20 protein-coding genes are annotated in these 20,278 nt (G+C 30.8%); 16 read left to right on the top strand and 4 right to left on the bottom strand.

Annotation, left to right across the window (positions count from 1 at the left end):
• Positions 1 to 331 precede the first annotated feature (331 nt).
• A complete protein-coding gene (locus IEV63_RS04345) occupies positions 332 to 853 on the bottom strand; it encodes a hypothetical protein (protein WP_188405566.1) in 522 nt (173 codons plus the stop codon).
• A 2-nt stretch (positions 854 to 855) separates the two neighbouring features.
• The gene (locus IEV63_RS04340) at positions 856 to 1,401 is read right to left on the bottom strand and encodes a hypothetical protein (protein ID WP_188405565.1); all 546 of its coding nucleotides are present in this window, start codon (positions 1,399 to 1,401) and stop codon (positions 856 to 858) included.
• Between the two features lie 184 nt (positions 1,402 to 1,585).
• Here IEV63_RS04340 and IEV63_RS04335 point away from each other — a divergent pair, with 184 nt between their 5' ends.
• The 10 genes from IEV63_RS04335 (at position 1,586) to IEV63_RS04290 (ending at position 12,766) form a co-directional block, all read left to right on the top strand.
• Complete coding sequence (locus tag IEV63_RS04335) at positions 1,586 to 2,338, top strand: LytR/AlgR family response regulator transcription factor (RefSeq protein ID WP_188405564.1); 753 nt, start codon at positions 1,586 to 1,588, stop codon at positions 2,336 to 2,338.
• Positions 2,316 to 5,315: a histidine kinase gene (locus IEV63_RS04330; RefSeq protein WP_188405563.1), complete on the top strand. Its 3,000-nt coding sequence runs from the start codon at positions 2,316 to 2,318 to the stop codon at positions 5,313 to 5,315. Before IEV63_RS04335 ends, IEV63_RS04330 begins: the two co-directional genes overlap by 23 nt.
• Positions 5,316 to 5,445: 130 nt before the next feature.
• Complete coding sequence (locus IEV63_RS04325; RefSeq protein WP_188405562.1) at positions 5,446 to 5,751, top strand: hypothetical protein; 306 nt, start codon at positions 5,446 to 5,448, stop codon at positions 5,749 to 5,751.
• 14 nt (positions 5,752 to 5,765) lie between these two features.
• Entirely contained in the window at positions 5,766 to 6,863 is a 1,098-nt protein-coding gene (locus IEV63_RS04320; RefSeq protein ID WP_188405561.1) for a hypothetical protein, read from the top strand.
• 18 nt (positions 6,864 to 6,881) lie between these two features.
• Positions 6,882 to 7,847 carry a hypothetical protein gene (locus IEV63_RS04315; RefSeq protein WP_188405560.1) on the top strand — a complete coding sequence of 322 codons (966 nt, stop codon included), beginning with the start codon at positions 6,882 to 6,884 and terminating at the stop codon, positions 7,845 to 7,847.
• 1 nt (position 7,848) lies between these two features.
• Positions 7,849 to 8,901 carry a hypothetical protein gene (locus tag IEV63_RS04310; RefSeq protein WP_188405559.1) on the top strand — a complete coding sequence of 351 codons (1,053 nt, stop codon included), beginning with the start codon at positions 7,849 to 7,851 and terminating at the stop codon, positions 8,899 to 8,901.
• Positions 8,902 to 8,946: 45 nt separating this feature from the next.
• Positions 8,947 to 10,944 (top strand): DUF805 domain-containing protein, encoded by a 1,998-nt coding sequence (locus tag IEV63_RS04305; RefSeq protein ID WP_188405558.1) that lies wholly within the window; start codon positions 8,947 to 8,949, stop codon positions 10,942 to 10,944.
• 50 nt (positions 10,945 to 10,994) lie between these two features.
• Entirely contained in the window at positions 10,995 to 11,693 is a 699-nt protein-coding gene (locus IEV63_RS04300; protein ID WP_188405557.1) for a hypothetical protein, read from the top strand.
• 168 nt (positions 11,694 to 11,861) lie between these two features.
• The gene (locus IEV63_RS04295; RefSeq protein ID WP_188405556.1) at positions 11,862 to 12,137 is read left to right on the top strand and encodes a hypothetical protein; all 276 of its coding nucleotides are present in this window, start codon (positions 11,862 to 11,864) and stop codon (positions 12,135 to 12,137) included.
• 50 nt (positions 12,138 to 12,187) lie between these two features.
• Complete coding sequence (locus IEV63_RS04290) at positions 12,188 to 12,766, top strand: hypothetical protein (protein ID WP_188405555.1); 579 nt, start codon at positions 12,188 to 12,190, stop codon at positions 12,764 to 12,766.
• A 267-nt stretch (positions 12,767 to 13,033) separates the two neighbouring features.
• Here the strand turns inward: IEV63_RS04290 and IEV63_RS04285 are convergent, their stop codons facing one another.
• Both IEV63_RS04285 and IEV63_RS04280 read right to left on the bottom strand, forming a co-directional pair.
• Positions 13,034 to 13,330, bottom strand: coding sequence for a hypothetical protein (locus tag IEV63_RS04285; RefSeq protein WP_188405554.1), 297 nt, complete (start codon positions 13,328 to 13,330; stop codon positions 13,034 to 13,036).
• The gene (locus tag IEV63_RS04280; protein WP_188405553.1) at positions 13,330 to 13,944 is read right to left on the bottom strand and encodes a recombinase family protein; all 615 of its coding nucleotides are present in this window, start codon (positions 13,942 to 13,944) and stop codon (positions 13,330 to 13,332) included. Before IEV63_RS04280 ends, IEV63_RS04285 begins: the two co-directional genes overlap by 1 nt.
• 258 nt (positions 13,945 to 14,202) lie before the next feature.
• On the opposite strand from IEV63_RS04280, the gene IEV63_RS04275 reads away from it, so the two are divergent.
• The 6 genes from IEV63_RS04275 (at position 14,203) to IEV63_RS04250 (ending at position 20,263) form a co-directional block, all read left to right on the top strand.
• On the top strand, positions 14,203 to 14,604 hold the full coding sequence (locus tag IEV63_RS04275) for a hypothetical protein (protein WP_188405552.1): 402 nt from the start codon (positions 14,203 to 14,205) through the stop codon (positions 14,602 to 14,604).
• A 169-nt stretch (positions 14,605 to 14,773) separates the two neighbouring features.
• Positions 14,774 to 15,109 (top strand): 7(1) septoil knot domain-containing protein, encoded by a 336-nt coding sequence (locus IEV63_RS04270; RefSeq protein WP_188405551.1) that lies wholly within the window; start codon positions 14,774 to 14,776, stop codon positions 15,107 to 15,109.
• A 466-nt stretch (positions 15,110 to 15,575) separates the two neighbouring features.
• Positions 15,576 to 16,439: a helix-turn-helix transcriptional regulator gene (locus tag IEV63_RS04265; RefSeq protein ID WP_188405550.1), complete on the top strand. Its 864-nt coding sequence runs from the start codon at positions 15,576 to 15,578 to the stop codon at positions 16,437 to 16,439.
• A gap of 31 nt (positions 16,440 to 16,470) precedes the next feature.
• On the top strand, positions 16,471 to 16,737 hold the full coding sequence (locus IEV63_RS04260; RefSeq protein WP_188405549.1) for a TM2 domain-containing protein: 267 nt from the start codon (positions 16,471 to 16,473) through the stop codon (positions 16,735 to 16,737).
• A 40-nt stretch (positions 16,738 to 16,777) separates the two neighbouring features.
• Entirely contained in the window at positions 16,778 to 17,413 is a 636-nt protein-coding gene (locus IEV63_RS04255) for a hypothetical protein (protein WP_188405548.1), read from the top strand.
• Between the two features lie 132 nt (positions 17,414 to 17,545).
• Positions 17,546 to 20,263 (top strand): class I SAM-dependent DNA methyltransferase, encoded by a 2,718-nt coding sequence (locus tag IEV63_RS04250; RefSeq protein ID WP_188405547.1) that lies wholly within the window; start codon positions 17,546 to 17,548, stop codon positions 20,261 to 20,263.
• The last annotated feature ends 15 nt before the right edge of the window (positions 20,264 to 20,278 follow it).

Genomic DNA, 20,278 nt, shown 5'->3' with positions numbered 1-20,278 from the left:
CGTTCGGAGAGGGATTTTTTATTTATAAACATTGATAACACCTTCGCCAACTTCATATCCACTTGTTCTCATGGTTGGCTTTGCCGGTCATAAATATGACCCATAAATATCTGTTCATTATACTCTAATAAATATAGTAAGATTAAGAAAAGGAAAGCTTTATATTAAAAAAAGTGAAATTATTTCAACAATCCTTTCAGTTCTTCCAAATAACTTTCACTGTTGAATCTGTTTTAGCCCCCATAAAATAAAAAAAACTTACTCAATGGATATCAGCGTAACATATCCAATGAATGAAAAAATTAGTTATTTATATAATAAGGACTTAAGACTATTTAATTATCAATTTAAACTCACCTGAGAAATCAGAAATGAAATAGCAGCAATTGTTACAAGGGAAACCACTTCGACGTCCTATCTTTCCATCAAATGACCCTTTAATTATACCTCCAACTTTCTCATCATTTCTAGTAATATTTACTTGATAATCCAAAACTGTATTTAAACCACTATCACAATCTTCCTTTGAAGTTAAAGAGTAATAGCTATTACTTGTATAATAAATCAGTGTCCCAAAATCAGGATGAGTATTGTTAGGTTCTAAATATATTTGAAATGGAAGTGAGCTAGTAACTCCTGTAATTTTATTTGATTCCAAATCATAATAATTTAATTCATCAAATTCTAAATCCGAAGAAATTTCCGAATTTGAATATCCTTCATAAAAATCATCATCAATATAAAAATTAATGTAATTACCTGTATTAGTATTTTCATCATCATCTATACTACAAGAATAAAATGACAAGACAACTAATAAAGTTGTGAAAAAAGAAATTCTAATATTATTCATTATCAAAACTGATATCCTATTTTAATTTGTAAATCTAAAGGTAAACCTGTTGTGACAGCCCAACCCAAGTCTTCTCCAACTTCATCTAAATCATATTCGTCTTCGCTAAAATTAGGACCAGAATAAACTCTAAGTCCGCCTAAAATCTCTAACGTTAATACATCTGAAATAAAAAATTTATTACCAACTGCGACACCTCCCCCAAACGTTGACCATCGCTTTTGACTATAATTTGGGTCAAGACTGAAATATTCCTCCAAACTTTTTAAGTTTCCGTATCCTAATTTCCCTTGAAGAAACCAGCCTTCAGCATTACTATCTTTTTTTCTGTAAAACCTAAAAAAAGGCTCAATCAACGGACCTGTCCAGTTTACGAAATAATAATTAAGATTTGCTCCTGTCGACATATTACTTTCTATTGGTAGTTCATATTGAACTCTGGCCTTAAAATTTAAGATACCAACTGTTCCAGATATGTTTCCATTCCAGTTTTGAGCAAACGAAACTGAAACAAAAAACATAAATAATAAAATAAATACTTTTCGCATAATTATAATTTTTGTTATTAATTTTCCAAAACAAACCAAAAATTAATATTGTTTTAGTGTCATTTACTAAACGACTTTTTGGACTGAGTAATCGCAAGCGAACTAAAATCACGTTTAATAAACATATATTTGCGTTTAATAAACGCCTTTATTCACCTAATTAATAATGTATTATGTTTGAAATATGGTAAAAACTATAATCATAGACGATGAAGAGCCAGCGAGAGAGTATTTAAAAAAGCTTATAGATAGATATTTCCCAAATAAGTTTACCGTAGTCAAAAAATGCAAGGATATTGAGCAAGGTTTTCACTCGATAAAACACTATAAACCCGATTTAGTGTTTCTTGATATTAAGATGCAAAATGGTTCAGGATTTGATTTATTAAAGCAATTTGATGTTGTTGATTTCGAAGTTATCTTTACTACAGCACACTCAGAGTATGCTATTGAAGCTATCAAGCAGAGTGCCTTAGACTACCTATTGAAACCAATTGACCAGATGGACTTATACTCTGCTGTAAAGAAATATCAAAAAAAGACGGAATACAAAAACGAGCTTGATAGAATTAGACTTCTTCTAGAGAATATAGACCCAGGAAACCATTTACACCCCAAAATAGCTTTTCCCACTGAAGACGGCTATAAGTTAATTAAAAGTAATAGCATCCAATACTGCAAAGCAGAAGGTAATTACTCACGTATATTCCTTGTAGATGGTAATTCATTTATTTTAGCGAGAACATTAAAAAAAATAGATGAACAATTACCTTCCCATTTCTTCTTAAGGATTCATAAATCCTATCTTGTTAATCTAAACTACGTTAAAGAATACACTAATACTGGCGGCAACTATCTAACACTAATCAATAATGAACGTTTACCTATAGCTAGTAGAAAAAAAACCGAGGTCCTTGAGAGAATTCTGGAGAGATAGTATTATATATTTTGGCTTTTTATTAATCTGTTTTCATGGGTTTGCTCAGATATACCCTAAAAAAACTATTTCTATTAAAAACGGACTCCCTAGCAATACTGTTTATGATATAGCACAAGATAAGTCAGGAGACCTATGGGTTGCCACGGAACATGGACTATCACACCTCAATGAAGCCAAAATAATTAATTATACTGAAAACGATGGGCTTCCGCACAACAGTTGTTGGCAAGTTGAAGTTGACGACAATAACACTGTATGGACAGGAACTTTTGGCGGTGGTCTAGCCTACTTTGATGGGGAGAAATTTGTATCAATTAATGAAGACGATGGACTTACAGATAACAGCATCAGGAAGCTTTATTACAAAAGTCCGAACCTTTATGTTGGTACACAGAATGGACTTTCAATCATCAACACCAACACTAAACAGCTAAAAACATTTAAAGAGGAGGATGCGAGATTACAGGTAATGGACTTTTTTGAATTTGACAATAAGGTCTATTTCATCACCTATAACACAGGTAGCTTCCGAATTGAACCTAATAAAATTAAACAAGTTAACGACGACAAAAGTTTTTTTAGTGTAATGGCTAAAAATGATAGTCTCTATCTATCTAAAGATGGGAATCATAGATGGTTGAATAGCATTCATAAAACAAGTGTAATGGATTTTATAAACAATAAAAGAAATTACATTGATTTTGGAGGGTCTGTGTTCTGGGATTTTCAGTCTATTAAAAACAAAGTCTATGGAGCAGCTTGGGGAGTAAATTATGCATCTGGTGGTTTTTACCAAATAGCAGACAACAGATTAGTTCCTTTGAACGAAAGGTATAATATCGAATCTATTGAGATACATTCAATGTTGCATCTGCAAAAAACTAAACAGTTACTTCTAGCCACTAAGGACAAAGGAGTACAAGTTTTGGATTTAGAGCATTTGGTTTCACATTACCCAAAAACTAATCTTAAATCATCACTTACAAGTAAAGATGGTGACGTATTCTATAGTTTTGACGACTACTTAGAGATACAACTAAAAAATAAAACACAAATACTCAGTAAAAAAGATTTCATCCGTTATATGAATAATGAAATTTTAAATAATAATCTTGAATCAAGATTCCCACAAAAGAAGCGCTTTAGATATTTTTCGTTGACACAGGAAAGATTAGAAAACTTTTTTAACCTTGATAAGATTTGGGAATTTGATGGAAGCATTTACATAAATTCTAAGATTGGTATCTTTAAAATTGATAAGCAAAATCAAGGATATAAAATTAGTAATTATTATCCCATCTCTTCATCCAATGGGTTCTATTTAGGACCTAAATTAGGTTTGATATTTCAGTACCCTTACAGTAAAGTTTTCATATTTAAAAACCCGCAAAAACCAAAAAAGATACAACAGTTTGAACTTAGTGACCCCAACAGCCCAAGAGACATAATTAAATTCATTAAACTTAAAGATAGGCTTTTTGCAGTTAGCCGGTTTGCGGGCATCTACTATTATGAAAAGGGAAAGTTTACTTCGTTATACCAAAATGGGAGTGTTCAAGAAAAAGAATTTGTCACAGCAAGAAAAATATCGGATAGCACGCTTTTAACAACGGATTACAGAGGTAATATCTTTCAATTAACATATAATGACACACTAACGTTTAAAAAGGTTTTAAACAGAAGTGAGTTAAGCGGATACGGTATATCAGCCATAGATAGTTATGGAGACTATATCATAGCCGTTAGTAATACAGGACTTAACTTTGTCAATTTAAATACGGGTGAAAAAAGATTTCTTGACCAAGAACAAGGCTTTGATGCTTTAAATATTCAAGACATTCAAGTCACGGGGCATACACTTATTTTAACCACTCCAAAAGGTCTATACCACATCAACCTTTTTAAATTATTAGAAAACCCTACCAAGCTCATCTCTATTGAGACAAATTCACTGCGAGTAAATGGAAATAAAACTGAACTATCAAAAGTTGAGGGTATTAAGTTAAGACATAACCAAAACCGATTCGACATTTCTCTTAAAGGTGATAACATCAAATACCCTAAAAAAGTTGATTACAGATACCGCATCCTTGGATTAGAACATACGAAATGGTCAGATTGGCAAAGTTGGTTTGATAATAAAGAGATTATTATACCTTATCTGCCACCGGGTGATTATGACATTGAGCTAGAGTATATAAACAACTATAGCGGGCAATTAGGCTGTTCGAAAATAGTACAGTTTTCTATTAAACAAGCATTTTGGGATACTATCCCGTTTTATATATTGTACGTTTTTCTTATCACTGGACTAGTCTATATTTTTATTAGAAGAAGATACCAGATTTTAAACAAACGTCAAAAACAAAAATCAATTCTTGAAAAACGCATTGCAGAAGCCAAGATGGAAGCCCTTAGGAGTCAGATGAACCCTCATTTTATATTTAATGCGATAGGGGCAATACAGAACTTTGTGATTGATAATGATACTGACAGCTCTCTGAACTACATGAATAGTTTCTCTAAGTTAATCCGAAAAACATTAGACTATTCATCTCGCAGAACCATTACTATTAAAGAAGAGATAGGTTTTCTGAAGCTATTTGTGAAGATACAGAACCTGAGGTTTGGAAATAAAGTAATCTATACCACGCGAGTTCAAAAGAATCTTGACAAAAACCTTGTGAAAATTCCACCAATGCTCTTGCAACCCATTGTCGAAAATTGTTTTGAGCATGCATTTAATGATAAGATTGAATCTCCTAAAATAAGCATCTATTTCACCCTTAAAAACAATCTTATTGAAATTAAAATCTCTGATAACGGTATTGGGTTTGACAACTCTTTAAAGTCAAAATCCAAAGGACTAAAACTAATCGAAGAACGGTTGACACTTATCCATCCCGAGAATAGACTAATAATTACTTCCAACAATGAAGGAACGTCCGTTAAGATTATTTTGAAGGCATACTAATAGCGTTTAATAAATTAATGTATACGTTGAGTAAATGGTTAGTTTAAAATGAAAGTTTTGATGCTAATTTACATTTTACTCTAATTCATTATTTATGTTAAGTATTTTACGCATTAAAAAGTTCTATTTCATGACAGTCTTATTTGTTGCTCTCTCATGTAATAACAAACCCCAACAACTATCTTGTAGTGAAGTTAAAGCAGATTGTTTAAGTCTTATTAAAGACAATTTACCTCAAGTGATGGAACTACTTTCTAAACAAGAATATCAAGATTCAGATGTTAAAAAAGCTTTTAAACAATTTAAGTTTTTTGATGAGTTGGAAAAAATGGAACATCACCTTGAAAATAATTGCCCAAGTACTAACGAAGAATACAATAAAGAACTACAGGAATACTTAGCTATTGAAGGATTAAAGTATTTATTAAATAACTGATATAAATTAATAACATGAGTAGAGATAATAACATCCCACCACTTATTAAAATAGGTGCATGGTTGTTAAGTTTAATAGTATTTGCTGTGGGGTTTTGGCATGCTCACCTTGGCATGAAAGAAATGAAGCCTTTTCAGTCTGAATATGGTAGTTTGTTAATTGCTGCTATAATTTTATTGTTAACCTTAATCACTTATTGGTTTGCTGTTAATGGTAAAAAAACAGCTTTAATATTTTATAGCATTTGTGCTTTTAGTTTTTTAGTATTAAACCTTAATTATTTTTATCCAGCCTACATGGCAAAAACACTAATTCAAAATGAGGCCAGCACATTAAACGATATACTCCAAAAATACGTAAACGGAACATCTTCAATACAAGATTCTGAAAATTCAGCAGCTGTTTCAGACTATTTAAACTTAATAAGTCTTAAAGACCAAATAATAACTGAAATCAACAATAAAGGGTACGGTCCAAAAGCCAGAGCACGAACCAATGATTTTAATGAAATATCTTCAAAATATTCGGTGACAGCAATTGAACAACCATCATTTGGAAAAGTAACTAACAACGTGGATGATGCTAAGCGCCAAAGGGAACAAATAGAGCCTTTGTTCGAGCAGGCACTCTCTACTCTAATGCTTAAAGGTATTCTGAATGTAAACGACCCAGGTTTATTCAGAGAGGGAACTAAAGAACTCGGTGAAATACAGAAAAAGTATACCGTAATTCTAAATAGTATTAGTTCAGATAATTCAACTAATTATAAACTTGATTCTATAACGGAATATAAGAACGTTAATAATATAGTGAAGTTTGTTGGAGAATTTAATACTGCAATTGATAAGGTAAATAAAGGAAATAATAAACAAAAGAATATTTTACAAAGACTAGATGAAGATACTCATCCAAGAGCGAATAAGCTAGGAAAAATTAAACATACAATTACATCTATTGTTGAAAGAATTAATGAAATCGATACTTGGGCAATTATTTTCTTATGCCTTTTAATTGATTTCATCGTCCCGCTTTCAATATATCTACTAATTAAGAAGAAAGAAAATGAAAATGAAGGTGTAAAGAAGAAAAAATTAAAGCCATCATCATTTTAAATTCAATCAAATAAAAGTATGGAAGATTTTAATTTAAATATAGAAGGAGATGATGACAACATCGAATCTATTTCAGTAAATAATCCAAAGCAAGAAAAGTTTTTAGCTGATTTTACAAAACATGAAATTTCAAAAGCTTTTACAGAAATAAGTAGTGAAAAGAGGGTATGTGTAATCCCTATAGGATTTCCTCAAGCAGGAAAATCCTTGTTGTTATCTTCCCTTATGTACTATGGCAGACAAGGAGTTGATAGTTATTTTAGAGTAAATGTACTACAAGAAAATTTCTATAAAAAAGGTCGACTGGCATTTAATCAGATGGTGGAGTATTTTGATAAAGGGAAACTGTATGAAGCAACATCAAAAGGTACACTCGATTTAATTGGTTTAGACCTAAAGCCTACAAACAAGAAAATGCCTAATTTAAAAATGGCGTTTTTAGATTTAGCTGGTGAAGACATTAAAAGCATAAAAGTATCTGAAAAAGGAGAGTTTACAGATAAAATAGATGCTGCTTTTAACGGACTGCAAATTGACAATTCACCGATAATTTTTAGTCTTATTACACCATTTTCTCCACCTTTAAATGACAATGAAACACTTGCAGATGCACACGGCAGGGAAGATAGCTTACATTATGATTTTCTCAATTATTTAGAGACAACTCAACCAAAAATAATGAAGAACGCCAGCTTTGTTATTATAGTTTCGCAATGGGATTTAAATAATGATGAAAGTATAACAGCTGAAGAATACATAAAAAAATATAGACCCTCTATTTTTAATTATGTGAAAAATGCTAATGTAACTTGGGGAAGTTATTCAGTTGGTAAACTTTTGGTAACTAATGATAATGGTATTAAAATGGTTGAAATTGTTAGAAAAAATATTGATTACCCTGCTAGGTTATGGCGAAAATTATACCAACTTTCAACTGGTTTAGATTTAGAAAAAAAAGGATTTTGGGAAAAACTTTTTGGTTAAAATGAAAACTCATTTAATATTTTTTGGTAAATCTCAAGACTTTAAAGCAGTCTATTTTAGTTCCGAATCAAAAACTGAAAATTTTGACTTAGAAATCAAAGATTTTGACCTTCTTGAATCGAATATTTTTACAGTAGATGATATTAATAATGGAGAGATATTTTCAAAATACTTTTTTGAATATCGAAACAAAAAATATTCTTTACTAAAACTTTATTCATTTGCCCAGGCTGCCAATGGCTCAAGAATTTCAGGAAGTATTTTTGGGGTTGGGTTACTTTCTGAAGAAAACATCAACTTGTCTAAATCTAATTTAAAACTGCTAAAAGTTGCTAAAGATAATTTTGAAAAACTATCCGTTTCTAACAAAAAGTTCAATAAAAGTAATTTTGATGTTGATGTTGAAAAAATATGGAAAGCCATCATCAATAATAATGGACAAAATTTATTGAATCACATAGAATATGATAATCATCCTAAAGAAATAAACCCAAAATCAATTGGAGTTAAATTAGATTTTTTTACATACTTAGAAAGTGTTAGTAAACAGCAAATTTTATTTAATAAGGTTTATTTTTCTAATGATTTAGAACATTTAAAACGAACACAGTTGAAATGGGATAAAAGTGAATTCCCAATTTTCATTATTCATAATGGCACTCTTAAAGAATATAAAGAAAAGGTTTTAAAACCTACTGCAGTTAAAACAGCAGAAAATGATAATAGAGACATAATTGATTTAAAAATAGATTACGACGACTTAAAACAAAAACACGCAGAATTAAAACAAGATTATGTTAGTTTGAGACATACCTTTAAAAAAAGAGAGTTCTTTTATAAAGTTTTAATTGGTATCTTTCTTATAGCCCTATCGTTATCAGTAGTTTATTTTTATCTTTTTAAATCCGAAAAACAAATTATATCTCCTCAAAAAGTGAAGGAAAAACAAACAAGTTTAGAAAAGTCAAAAAAACCTATGGAAAACACAGATACTACTTCTGTGAAACTCAACTCTAACATGGGTGAAACCAATGAGAAGTTAGAATCAAAGTAAAATATAACTAGCAAAAAAGATAAAAGCTAAAAGGAAAATTAAGACATGATTAAAAAGATTTTTTCATTCAAAGGTAGAATTAGTAGAACAGAATATATAGTAAGTTTTTTTTTCTATTTAGCTTGTTATTTTTTGTATTTAGCCTTCTACAATTTATTATTAGAATTTGTTCATTCTATAATTTCTTTTTCTTTATTAAATATTCTTTTATTCTGGTTTATAGCATCTCAAAGTGCTAAACGTTGCCATGATATTGGCAAAAGTGGATGGTGGCAATTAATACCTTTCTATTTTTTTTGGTTGCTATTCAAAAAAGGTCAGTCAGGCGAAAATAAATACGGTAAAGCCCCTTGGGTTGACCCTTCAAAATTAATTATCAATAATTTTAATTATAACGTTGTTCCAGAAGCTACCACTAAACAAGTAATTATGGATACCTATGAAGAAGAAGAAGACAATGAATATAAAGTGAAAAAAAGTGATGATTCCAATTCAAACACTTTTCATAGGTTAATAGATAATGAAACAAATCTTTTTGTTAAAGAAAAACAATTAATTAAAAAAAGGTTAAGTCTCAGTAATTATCTAAAAAAACTAAGCCTAATTGTTGCTGTTTTTTTTATCTCTGTATTATTTCAACACTTTATAATTGGTTATTTTGAAGCAAATCATTTAATGCACACCACAGATTTTGATTCTATCAAGTGGTTTGATTATTACAGTCTCTTCCATTACAACATTTTACCCATTCTCTTAATAATATGGCTTATTGTATTGTCTATTTTTAGACTACAAGATAGTAATTTGGCTGGGGTTGCTTTAATAATACCTGGTTATAATTTAATTAAGCTTTTTTCATACGGTGATGCCAATGAAAATAAATATGGACCACCACAAAACTTTACATTACATAAAACATCGACCTACTTTGATGAAATAGGTAAAAACAAAACTCATAATATAGAGAACCCTTTAAAGCCAGCCTTAGTTTTTGCAATACTAGTTGTTTCAACAATTAGCTTCTTTTATTTTAATAACTCAAAGAGTATCACATACTCCCAACTAGTAACTGAATATGAGATTATTAACAAAAACAATCCTATTTTTAATTTAATTAAAATACCTGGAGTAAATTTAAGTCCTATTAAAAACAGTAAGCTAAATGGGATAATTAAGAGTTTAGCTTTTAATGATAATTTCGAGGGCAACATTTTTTATGTTTTTGATAAAGCTGGTAAAGTTATCAGAAAGGTCAGTAATACAGAAGAACGTAAATTTTACTATAATGGTGTCCGATTAGATTCTATAATAGAAAAAGGAGAAGGAGTCACAATTACTAAATTTCACTATAAAACAATTAGTGATACTAATTCAATCAGCTTGACTGAAAGTTATAATAATGAGATATTTGATACTACTGTTTTACAAATAACTAAAAAAGAAGCTAAAACTGTTAAAAGCGAATTTGTAGATTCAAAGGTTTATCACTTAAAAACTCAGATTATCCACTTTAATAACTTTAAAAACGTCACAAAAGAAATAATTAAAAGGGAATGGCCTGAAAACCCAGAATTGGATGAAGAATTAGTTTATAATTACGATTATGATTTAAATAACAATTTAATTAGAAAATACGGTGGGAGCATTAACGATATAGATGAATATAGTTATATAAATAATAATAGACTTTTAGAATACAAATATTTTTTAGATGCTGATGATGAACTCCCAATCAGAATTTTTAAATATTCGTATAGTTTGAAAACACCTTCAATTAATTATATTGATTATGATAATGATAAAGTTTATGATTTTTTAACTACTCATGATAGCACAGTATACAACCTTAAAGTTCGAGATACTAACAAGAGTTACAGTTTGACACTAGATAAAAAAAACAATATCATAGAAGTCCCCGAAAATGAGTTGCCAAATTTTCTTGATATGGAACAAGAAACCAGAAAATACACTTATTACAATACTTACTTTGATTTTTTTAAAGATTTATTTTCAACAAATAAAAAATCTAATATTGATATATAAAAATTTATTAAGGGCACGATATTTTAGTGAAATATAAATAGGAGTTATTTATGGAAGAAAAATACACAGACCCGTTTAACGATAGTAAAAAAAGAAGTTTTAAGCCTACAAATTCAAGAAAAATTGGGCTAAAATTAAATAGATTTTATAAAGTTTTATTAGGTATTTTCATTACAGGTATTGGCTTTTGGTTTCTATTCAATAATCTCAACCAAACTGTTAACGATGATTTGATTTTTTTTAACCACATTAACAACAGTAGTGATAAAGCTGAAATCCGAAAACTTTCAGACGATTCATTTGATTATTTATTTGATGAAGCAACTAACGATGATATGAGTTTTAGACTATCAGAAACCTGTATGAAGTGTAATAAAGAACTATACGACCCAATTAATAGAAAATGTTTTTATTGTAATAACAGCTTTGATGGCTGGGGTTTTATATGTGGTAATGATGATATAAAAGATGAACAGGGAAACTATAGCATTAGCTGCTCGTCCTATAAACCCGATTTCAATAACCCAGAAGAAGCCTTGGCTATTTTAAATAGTCCAATGGATTTATTTTCTTCTAGTCTGCAAAATGCTAGGGATAGTATTATGGAAACTAAAGACTCAACCACTGTGAAGTTTCTAGGGTTTGATGATTATGATATGAATATACACAACCATAAAGGTTGGGATGTTTCAGAAGTAGTTTTTTGCAGTCGGTCTTGTGCTAATGACTATTGTTGGGGATATCATTAATGTAAGTATTGAGAAGGGCTCCCAACTATGATGTAACGAAAGTGTTGAATCATTAAACAGGAAATCCAACTTTTTTCCTTACTTAAAGATTTCCCAAACAAAGCTATATTTTAACCAAAAAACTATGAAGACTTTTAAAACTTGTATTGTTTAAGAAAAAAGATAACTATGAAGAAATCAGTTTTATTAATACCAGTCATAGCCTTCACACTAACTTCCTGTGTTGTTGAGGAAAAATACTTATTCCATAAAAATGGGGAAAATTATTGGGTTTCGATTGAAGAATATTATGAACTTAAGTATCAAAGAGGTTTAATTCTGCACGAAGAAAATCCAAATATCTGTCCATCACCTAAAGATTATGCGGAAAGTTGGACTAAATTTAAAAAAGAGGAATGTAAACCAAAAAAGGTCTATCGGTTACCAATTGTTAGAAAAAAATAAATACTCACATGAAATTACTGCCGCTACTTTTTATAATGCTCTGCCAATTTATGTTTGCAGATTCGCCTCTAACATCTATTAACATACACAAAGCTTATTTAGAATATCCCATCGTAAAAAGTGCTGTTGATTCAAATGGGAGATTATCAAAACAACTAATGAGTTACTTGTTAGATGATACTAAACCACAACCTATCAAGTTGGCTATAATAAACGCTATTGGATGGAATCACAAAAATAAAAACAGCAGGTCTTATAGAAATCAAATCATCAAAACAAAAAACTATACCAGTGAATTTGGAGACAAATACACAGCCTTTTTGTGGAATGCCACAGCAGAAGAGTTGCTTTTTTATTCTTATATGAAAGCCTTAGAAAACTATTGGCAACCGCTAATGGTGTTTGAGTATTTAAACAGAGCTATTGAAAAAGACCCAAAAAACTTAAACATCAGATTAATATATGAACTTAGTAAGTCACAAGTTCTTTATGAAATAAATGAAAAGGGCCTTGCTCAAAAAAACATTAATAAGGTATTAGAGCAGTTTAAAAATAATAAAAGTAGAAGTAATCTAAATCAGAACTCACTTTTATATTGTTATGATTTTTTTAAACTAGGAAAACAATAGAAGTTTCTATTTAATTAAAAGGAAAATAAACAGATTTAAAAATTCAATTAAAAGAACTTTTAAATCTTGAAAAATAGAATAAACCTTAAAACTATCACAGCTATTTTTATCTCTTGAACAACAAATTAATTAGATGAAGTTTAGTCATTAATGATAATTTTTTCCAGATTTTTTTTAACGAATTTCACAAAAACCATTATCCCTCAGTTTTGTAGCCTAATTACTATAAAGGGGAGGGAGGATACCAGGGAGGGAGGAGCTCTCCCCCTACCTTACCACCAATACTACTCTTTTTACTACCACATTTAGTCTAATTGATATCATCATATACAACCTATTCAGGTTTCTAATTAAATTTATCTCGATTAGATTTAAGGTTTGATGACTAAGTAAGTCATCAGATGTTAAATAAACCTTTTCGGTTAATCGTTTACGACCATCTCTATTGGACAGGTGTAGGAGACTCGAAAGTCTAACAGTAATGCCTTCCCCAAACTCTTTTCGAATTGATTTATTCAATAGCTTGTTGATTGTGTTGTATTCCAATTGGTAATCTTCCTCCATCACTTTTCAATATCTAATTGCATTTTATGCTTTACTTTAGTTACAGTATTAGGGTGAATACCAACAATTCTTGACACTTCAATGTTCTTATATCCCTTCTTTAGAAGTTCTACCGCCTTTTTATTCTTTGGCTTGGATAAGAAAGTTAGTATATCCTCTTTCGTACCATTTGCTCGTCCCTTATAAATTTTCCTAGCCTTCGCCAGTTCAATCCCTTGCATTTGTCTCTCGCGTATCTGTGTCCTCTCCATCTCCGCAACACTAGCTAGTATGCTTATAATGAGTTTTCCGATACTATTCTCTGTTCCATCTTGGTTAAGTGTAAGTATAGCTTGATTTATGAATCTTACCGGAACCTGTTTTGAATTGAAATATTCAATTGTTAAAAGAATATCCTTAAGGTTTCGCCCCATCCTATCAATACTCCATACATTGAGTTCTTTGATAACACCATCATTAATAAGCTTCATTATTTTTATTCCACCAGGGCGCTCAAAAAATGGGACACTACCGGATATGCTGTCTTCTATTAAATAATCAAAATCCTTGACGTTTACTTTTTGTCTGTCAGTATTCTGTTCAATAGTCGATTTGCGAACATAAAGTACTTTCATAATTTATCACAATTTTAGCGTAGTATGTGGTTAAGGCTAAAATGCATGCTTTTTTTGGATTATGCCGCATTATTATTGGATTTTTAAAGAATTTGATTACCACAATTTAGAGTATAGCCTAAATTTCAGTAAACGATTAATCAATTAAAATTGACGTTAAGTAAATTGCTGATTTTCATCAATATTTATATTTGATATTTACTCAAAATCAAAAAAATGAAGAAGATTATTTTAATTTTTGTATTATTAATAACAGTTGTGTCATGTTCTAATGATGATGATAGCAGTCAACAACCAAATGCTATCGTTAATTTAAAAATTAATGATGTAATCATTCCACTTGAGAATATTGAAGTAGTACAAATGGGTACTTATGTATCTATTAATGCATGGAATGGAGATACAGGTTTTGAAGAAGAAGACTTATGGATTACCTTTCATAAGGACGATTTTAGCAATAACGCTGTTGGTTACATTTATAGTGATACTGAAGCGATGTATACTGATTTTGAATATACTAAGTTAACAACAAGTACTTCAAATCAATCCACTGGAGAATTTTCAGGTAATGTAGAAGGTCTTATTGATTATGATTTAGATTCATACGAGATAATTACTACTGAAAATTATTTTGAAATATCATTTGAAGTTAATTATTAATTTTTTTTTAAACTATCATTTCTATTTTTAAATATTAAAAGTCGTCAGTTGATTGATAATAATATGACATTAATGATTGTTGTTTTTGTTTTCCGTTAATTCTTGATTTATTGGAAAGCAGTTTGTGTGTTTTTTTTGCTATTTTTAAGAACTATCTTAAAACAACAAAATGAAGTCCTTTTTTACAATTTCAGTCATCTTAATATTCGGAATCCATTCTCATGCACAAAAGGTGTTTTCGGTAGAATACCCCAATCAAGCTGATGTCAAGGTATTTGTGGTTGACTATGAAAACCAAGCCGACCTAAAAGTGTATAAAGTTAATTACAACAACCAAGCTGGTAAAAACGATGGCAAATGGTTCTTTACTGACTATTCCAACCAAGCGGATAAGAAGTTATTCTTCGTAGAGTATCAGAACCAAGCTGATTTAAAAATCTATTTTGTGGATTATGAGAATCAAGCAGGTTGGAGAAATAAATCAAAACAGCATTTGATGTATTGATGTTAATTGTTGATTTTATAACAGCTAAATGAATAAAAGAGCCCAATACCTAAACCAGCCAGCCGTACCTGCTTATTTTCTAAACCGAAATTGAATATAAAGTAAAGGAATTCATCAAATACTTTTAATAGAGAAAGTTCTAAATACTTCCGATAAAAACTTACAGTATTCTTTTAAAACCCATCACAAGACTTGGAAGAAGGCAATTGCAACCGCTAAAGAACTAAAAATTAAAACCAGAACAGCAGACTTATATTTAGCTAAATTGTGTAAAGCCAATTTTCTAAAAAAAGTAAAAAATGGCTTTTATAACAAACTGCAATAAGTTTGCAAACCTTGCAAACTTTGCAAGTTAGGTCTACACCTCAACTAACACTAAAGTAGTGTTTTAAAAAAATCGACAAATAGAGTCAATGGTTTTTATATGCTAACTTTTATTAGCTACTTTGTATAAAACAATACAAAATTGGCCAACCAGAAATCGCTTTATCGTTTATTAAAATTAATAGCATTACTTAAGCAAGAGCCTCCTAAATCTATCAATTACATGGCAGATTTTTTGGAGTCATCATCTAGAACAGTCTACAGATACTTAGAACTTTTAGAAAGTGTAGGCTTCAATATTGAAGTAGATAAGTTTAAAAAATACAGTATTCAGGATAATCAATTAATCGCACCATCAAACTTCAATACAGAAGAATTAAGCTTTTTAAAAGAGCTTTTGCTATCAATAGGAAGAGAAAATAACCTATCGCAGTCTATTATTCATAAGCTAAGTTTAAATACAGATATAGAGCTAATCAACCATGAAATATACAATGCTAAATTAGCCAATCTCATAAGCTTAATTAATGAAGGTATTAACCACAATAAAAAAATTATAATTAAGCAGTACCAGTCTATTAATTCTCAAAAAGTTTCAGATAGATGGGTAGAACCTATAAAATTTACGGCCAATTACAGGTCGCTTTGCGCCTTTGAAATTGAAAAGCAACAAAACAAGTTTTTTAACATTGAACGCATGGGAGATGTTATATTAACTGAAGAAGAACAAGTTCATGAACACCTTCATCAGTTTTCTAAACCCGATGCTTTTGGATTTTCAAAAAATACGGATACATACAAAGTAAATTTAGAGCTCAACTTAAAAGCTATGCTACTTCTAACAGAAGAATATCCACTAACCAAAGCATTAATTCACAAAAAAGATAAAAACACTTTTTTGTTTTCAACGGAAATTTATAATCCCAAGCCTTTACAACGTTTTTACCAAGGCTTAAAAGATGATATAAAAATACTAGAGAACAATTCAATTACCCTAGACAAATAACCTTTAAACAATTAACCTTAAATTTAAAATTATGGATAACAACAAATTAATGCTGTACGAAACAAGAAAAGCGAAATCAGGAACCATCTGGCTTTTATTTATATTCTTAGGCTGGTCGTATGGCTCGTTAGACAATATAGGCTTACAAATTTTATATTACCTTACTTTAGGTGGTTTAGGTATTTGGGCACTAGTACGCTTATTTACATTAAGTGGAGCAATAAAGGAATACAACAGAAAAATAGCAGCTCAAGTAGGACTAGATAATCAAGAAATGAGTTCACTTGGTCTGTTTTAATTCAAAAAACAAGTACAATAAAAATTTGAAATAATTAAAAATGAAAAAAATACTTTTACTACTTTTTGTAGCTGCCATGACAATATCATGTGCAGTAACTATCCCAATGCAGTCTAACCTTAGCGACCAAACCATGCTGCTGGCAAAAAATAAAAACATAAAAGCAAATTACAACCTAAAATCCAATGTAGTTGATGGTCCAATCGCTTTAACTTCAGTTACAAGAAATGGCAATGAATCTAGTAATCAAGGCTCACTTGAATATGCTTCTGAAACGGCTTTTAAAAGAATGTGGAGCGCTTATTTTTCAAGTAAATTTAATGATTATGCAGATGATGAAATGGATGTGTTAGTCGAGCTTGTAGATTTACGTTTAAGAAAACAATCAGGGACTTCAATTGGCGAATCTATGTTAACAGGGAATACCAAATACAATGTCGAAGCCATAGCAGTAGTATATTTCTCTGTTAATTATGAAGGGAAAAATTATGAAAATGAATTTGAAGTTGTTGCATCAGATTACAACGAATCACAAAGCATGCAAAGTGGCAATAACTACTACACAGCCAATCAAACCAACCCAACGCAACAGAAATCAAAATTATTAGAAAGCTGCCTAAATAAGTCCATCATCCAATTTGAAAACTTTGTGTCTTCGGTGATTTTAAATAACTAAAAACACAAAAATTAAAAAAGTAAAACATGTCGTTTTACTAGCCAATCTGTAAGGCCTAGATAATATCTAGGTCTTTTTTATAACATAACCCCAAAAAATCCTAAATTTGAAGCAACAAGCCATTTACAATTTATGACATCAACCGAAATTCACGATAAAGTACAAGAACTCGTTAACAACTTCAATACAGATAGTTTTATATATGACTTATTACGTGCCTACGGCATTTCCAAAACTTCCATTACCCGGCTTCAAAAAGGCGATTTCAACTTAGCCAAAAATGAAGATGAAATCCTCTACAAAAAGAAACTCTTTTTTAAAGAAGTAGATAGCGATAACTTAATGGCATTGGTGGACGATTATAGCAAGGATGAAAACCTAAAGCATAACCCACGTTTTATCATCATTACCAACTACAAAGAGATTGCCGCTAAAGATACACGCACCAATAAAAACCTGCATATAAGCATAAAAGACTTACCTAAAAATCATACGTTTTTCTTACCCTGGGCAGGTCAGGAAGTCTATACCGCCAGTAACGAAAATGAAGCCGACAGAAAAGCTTCCTACCGTATGGCAAAGCTGTATGATATTTTAATTGAAGAAAATCCTGAAATACTAGAAAACGGAGTAAGAGAACTCAACCTATTTTTCTCTCGATTGCTATTTTGCTTTTTCGCAGAAGATACCGACATCTTTCCGGTGGAAGGCATGTTTACCAATACGCTAATGCAACACACCCAAAAAGATGGGAGCGATGTACACTTGTATTTAGACCAACTTTTTAAAGCATTAAACACCAAAGACAATAGCAAGCAGGCAAGTTACATCAGCCAATTTCCTTATGTAAATGGCGGTTTATTTCAGGATGTGATTAGGATTCCAAAATTCAATAAAGAAGCCAGAAATATACTCGAAGAAAGCGGTGAGTTAGATTGGAGCCACATCAACCCTGATATTTTTGGGTCCATGATTCAAGCGGTTGTCAATCCCGACCAACGGGGAAATTTAGGAATGCACTACACTTCTGTGCCCAATATCATGAAGGTGATAAAACCTTTATTTTTAGATGATTTATATGAAGAATTAGAAAAAGCCAAAGGCAACTCTAAGAAACTACGGAAACTATTAGACCGCATTAGCAAACTCAAAATATTTGACCCAGCCTGTGGGAGTGGTAATTTCTTAATTATTGCTTACAAAGAATTACGCAAACTAGAAATTGAAATCTGGCAAGCCTTATTAGATACCGAAAACCAACAAAGCTTTATTTATTCCAACATTCAGCTCACCCAATTTTACGGCATAGAGATAGACGACTTTGCCCATGAAATAGCTAAACTTTCACTTTGGTTAGCCGAACACCAAATGAACAAGTATTTTGAAAACCAATTGGAACTCGGTAAATCCAACCCTATTTTACCTTTAAAAGCTTCAGGAAACATAACACACGCCAACGCCACTCGTATAGATTGGGAAGAAGTTTGTCCTAAACACAAAGACGATGAAATTTATTTGTTGGGGAATCCGCCTTATTTGGGTTCGAGTAATCAAGATAAAGAGCAGAAAGAAGATATGAAACTTGTCTTTTCTGAATTTAAAAGTTATAAAAAGTTAGATTACATTTCTTGTTGGTTTTTAAAAGGAGTAAATTTCATTAAAGGTACAAACCATAAACTAGCTTTTGTAACTACAAATTCAATCACACAAGGTGAACAAGTTGCCATATTATGGCCTACAGTTTTCGATAAAAAAGTAGAAATAGCATTTGCTCATACTTCATTTAAATGGCAAAATAACGCTAAATCTAATGCAGGTGTTTCAGTTGTAATTATTGGTTTAAAAAATCAAGATATATCAACTGAAAAAATTATCTATACAGAAAATACAAGGCAGGTAGCTAAAAACATCAATCCTTATTTAGTTGAAGGAAGAAATATATTTATCAAAGGTTTAAGGTCATCAATTTCAAATTTACCAGAAATGGTAATAGGTAGTAAAATCAGTGACAATGGTAATTTACTTTTAACAACTGAAGAAAAAGATAATCTACTTTCAAAATCACCAGACGCATCAAAATTCATTAAAAAATATATTGGAGCAAGAGAATTTATGAATGGCATAGATAGGTATTGTATTTTAGTTGATGATTCAGATTTTGAAGAAGCTAACAAAATTCCCGAATTGAATAGTCGTTTTGAAAAAGTAAAAGAATTTAGGCTTAAAAGTAAAAAACTTGCAACTCAAAAAAAAGCTGAAACGCCCCATAGATTTGATGAAGATAAGTACGAAAAAAGTGATTCAATATTAATTCCACAGACAACATCTGAATTAAGAGAATATGTACCAATAGATTTTTTTGATGATAGTTATGTAATATCTAACGGTGCAAGAATAGTATATAATCATGAACCTTTTATTTTTGGCATACTTTCATCTAAAATGCATAATGTATGGCTAAATGCAGTTTCAGGTAAATTAGAGACACGTATTCAATATTCAAACACACTTTGCTACAACACTTTCCCTTTCCCAGACATCAGCAAAGTCAAAAAAGCCAATATAGAAGAAAATGTATATGCGGTTTTGGAAGAGCGAGAAAAGCATCCCGAGAAAACCATGGCAGAGCTGTACGACCCCGATAAAATGCCCAAAGGCTTACGCCAAGCCCACAAAGACCTAGACGAAGCCGTAGAGCGATGCTACCGCCTACAACCCTTCCAAAACGACACCGAGCGTTTGGAATATTTGTTTAAGGAGTACGAAAAGATGATAGCTAAAGACACCTTGTTTCAACCTGCCCGCCGTGGTGGGAAGCAGAAAAAGACCAGAAAAAAGAAAGTGAAATAGCACAGGGGGACACTA

The organism is Psychroflexus salis (assembly GCF_014640175.1).
GTDB lineage: Bacteria > Bacteroidota > Bacteroidia > Flavobacteriales > Flavobacteriaceae > Psychroflexus > Psychroflexus salis.
This window is presented reverse-complemented; position numbering and strand designations above follow the sequence as displayed.

What these genes read in the sequence shown, in the direction of transcription:
- IEV63_RS04345 (WP_188405566.1), bottom strand. Translation starts at nt 853, where the DNA reads ATGAATAATATTAGAATTTCTTTTTTCACAACTTTATTAGTTGTCTTG.
- IEV63_RS04320 (WP_188405561.1), top strand. Translation starts at nt 5,766, where the DNA reads ATGAGTAGAGATAATAACATCCCACCACTTATTAAAATAGGTGCATGG.
- IEV63_RS04290 (WP_188405555.1), top strand. Translation starts at nt 12,188, where the DNA reads ATGTTTGCAGATTCGCCTCTAACATCTATTAACATACACAAAGCTTAT.
- IEV63_RS04325 (WP_188405562.1), top strand. Translation starts at nt 5,446, where the DNA reads ATGACAGTCTTATTTGTTGCTCTCTCATGTAATAACAAACCCCAACAA.
- IEV63_RS04285 (WP_188405554.1), bottom strand. Translation starts at nt 13,330, where the DNA reads ATGGAGGAAGATTACCAATTGGAATACAACACAATCAACAAGCTATTG.
- IEV63_RS04340 (WP_188405565.1), bottom strand. Translation starts at nt 1,401, where the DNA reads ATGCGAAAAGTATTTATTTTATTATTTATGTTTTTTGTTTCAGTTTCG.
- IEV63_RS04260 (WP_188405549.1), top strand. Translation starts at nt 16,471, where the DNA reads ATGGATAACAACAAATTAATGCTGTACGAAACAAGAAAAGCGAAATCA.
- IEV63_RS04335 (WP_188405564.1), top strand. Translation starts at nt 1,586, where the DNA reads ATGGTAAAAACTATAATCATAGACGATGAAGAGCCAGCGAGAGAGTAT.
- IEV63_RS04315 (WP_188405560.1), top strand. Translation starts at nt 6,882, where the DNA reads ATGGAAGATTTTAATTTAAATATAGAAGGAGATGATGACAACATCGAA.
- IEV63_RS04300 (WP_188405557.1), top strand. Translation starts at nt 10,995, where the DNA reads ATGGAAGAAAAATACACAGACCCGTTTAACGATAGTAAAAAAAGAAGT.
- IEV63_RS04310 (WP_188405559.1), top strand. Translation starts at nt 7,849, where the DNA reads ATGAAAACTCATTTAATATTTTTTGGTAAATCTCAAGACTTTAAAGCA.
- IEV63_RS04255 (WP_188405548.1), top strand. Translation starts at nt 16,778, where the DNA reads ATGAAAAAAATACTTTTACTACTTTTTGTAGCTGCCATGACAATATCA.
- IEV63_RS04305 (WP_188405558.1), top strand. Translation starts at nt 8,947, where the DNA reads ATGATTAAAAAGATTTTTTCATTCAAAGGTAGAATTAGTAGAACAGAA.
- IEV63_RS04280 (WP_188405553.1), bottom strand. Translation starts at nt 13,944, where the DNA reads ATGAAAGTACTTTATGTTCGCAAATCGACTATTGAACAGAATACTGAC.
- IEV63_RS04250 (WP_188405547.1), top strand. Translation starts at nt 17,546, where the DNA reads ATGACATCAACCGAAATTCACGATAAAGTACAAGAACTCGTTAACAAC.
- IEV63_RS04270 (WP_188405551.1), top strand. Translation starts at nt 14,774, where the DNA reads ATGAAGTCCTTTTTTACAATTTCAGTCATCTTAATATTCGGAATCCAT.
- IEV63_RS04295 (WP_188405556.1), top strand. Translation starts at nt 11,862, where the DNA reads ATGAAGAAATCAGTTTTATTAATACCAGTCATAGCCTTCACACTAACT.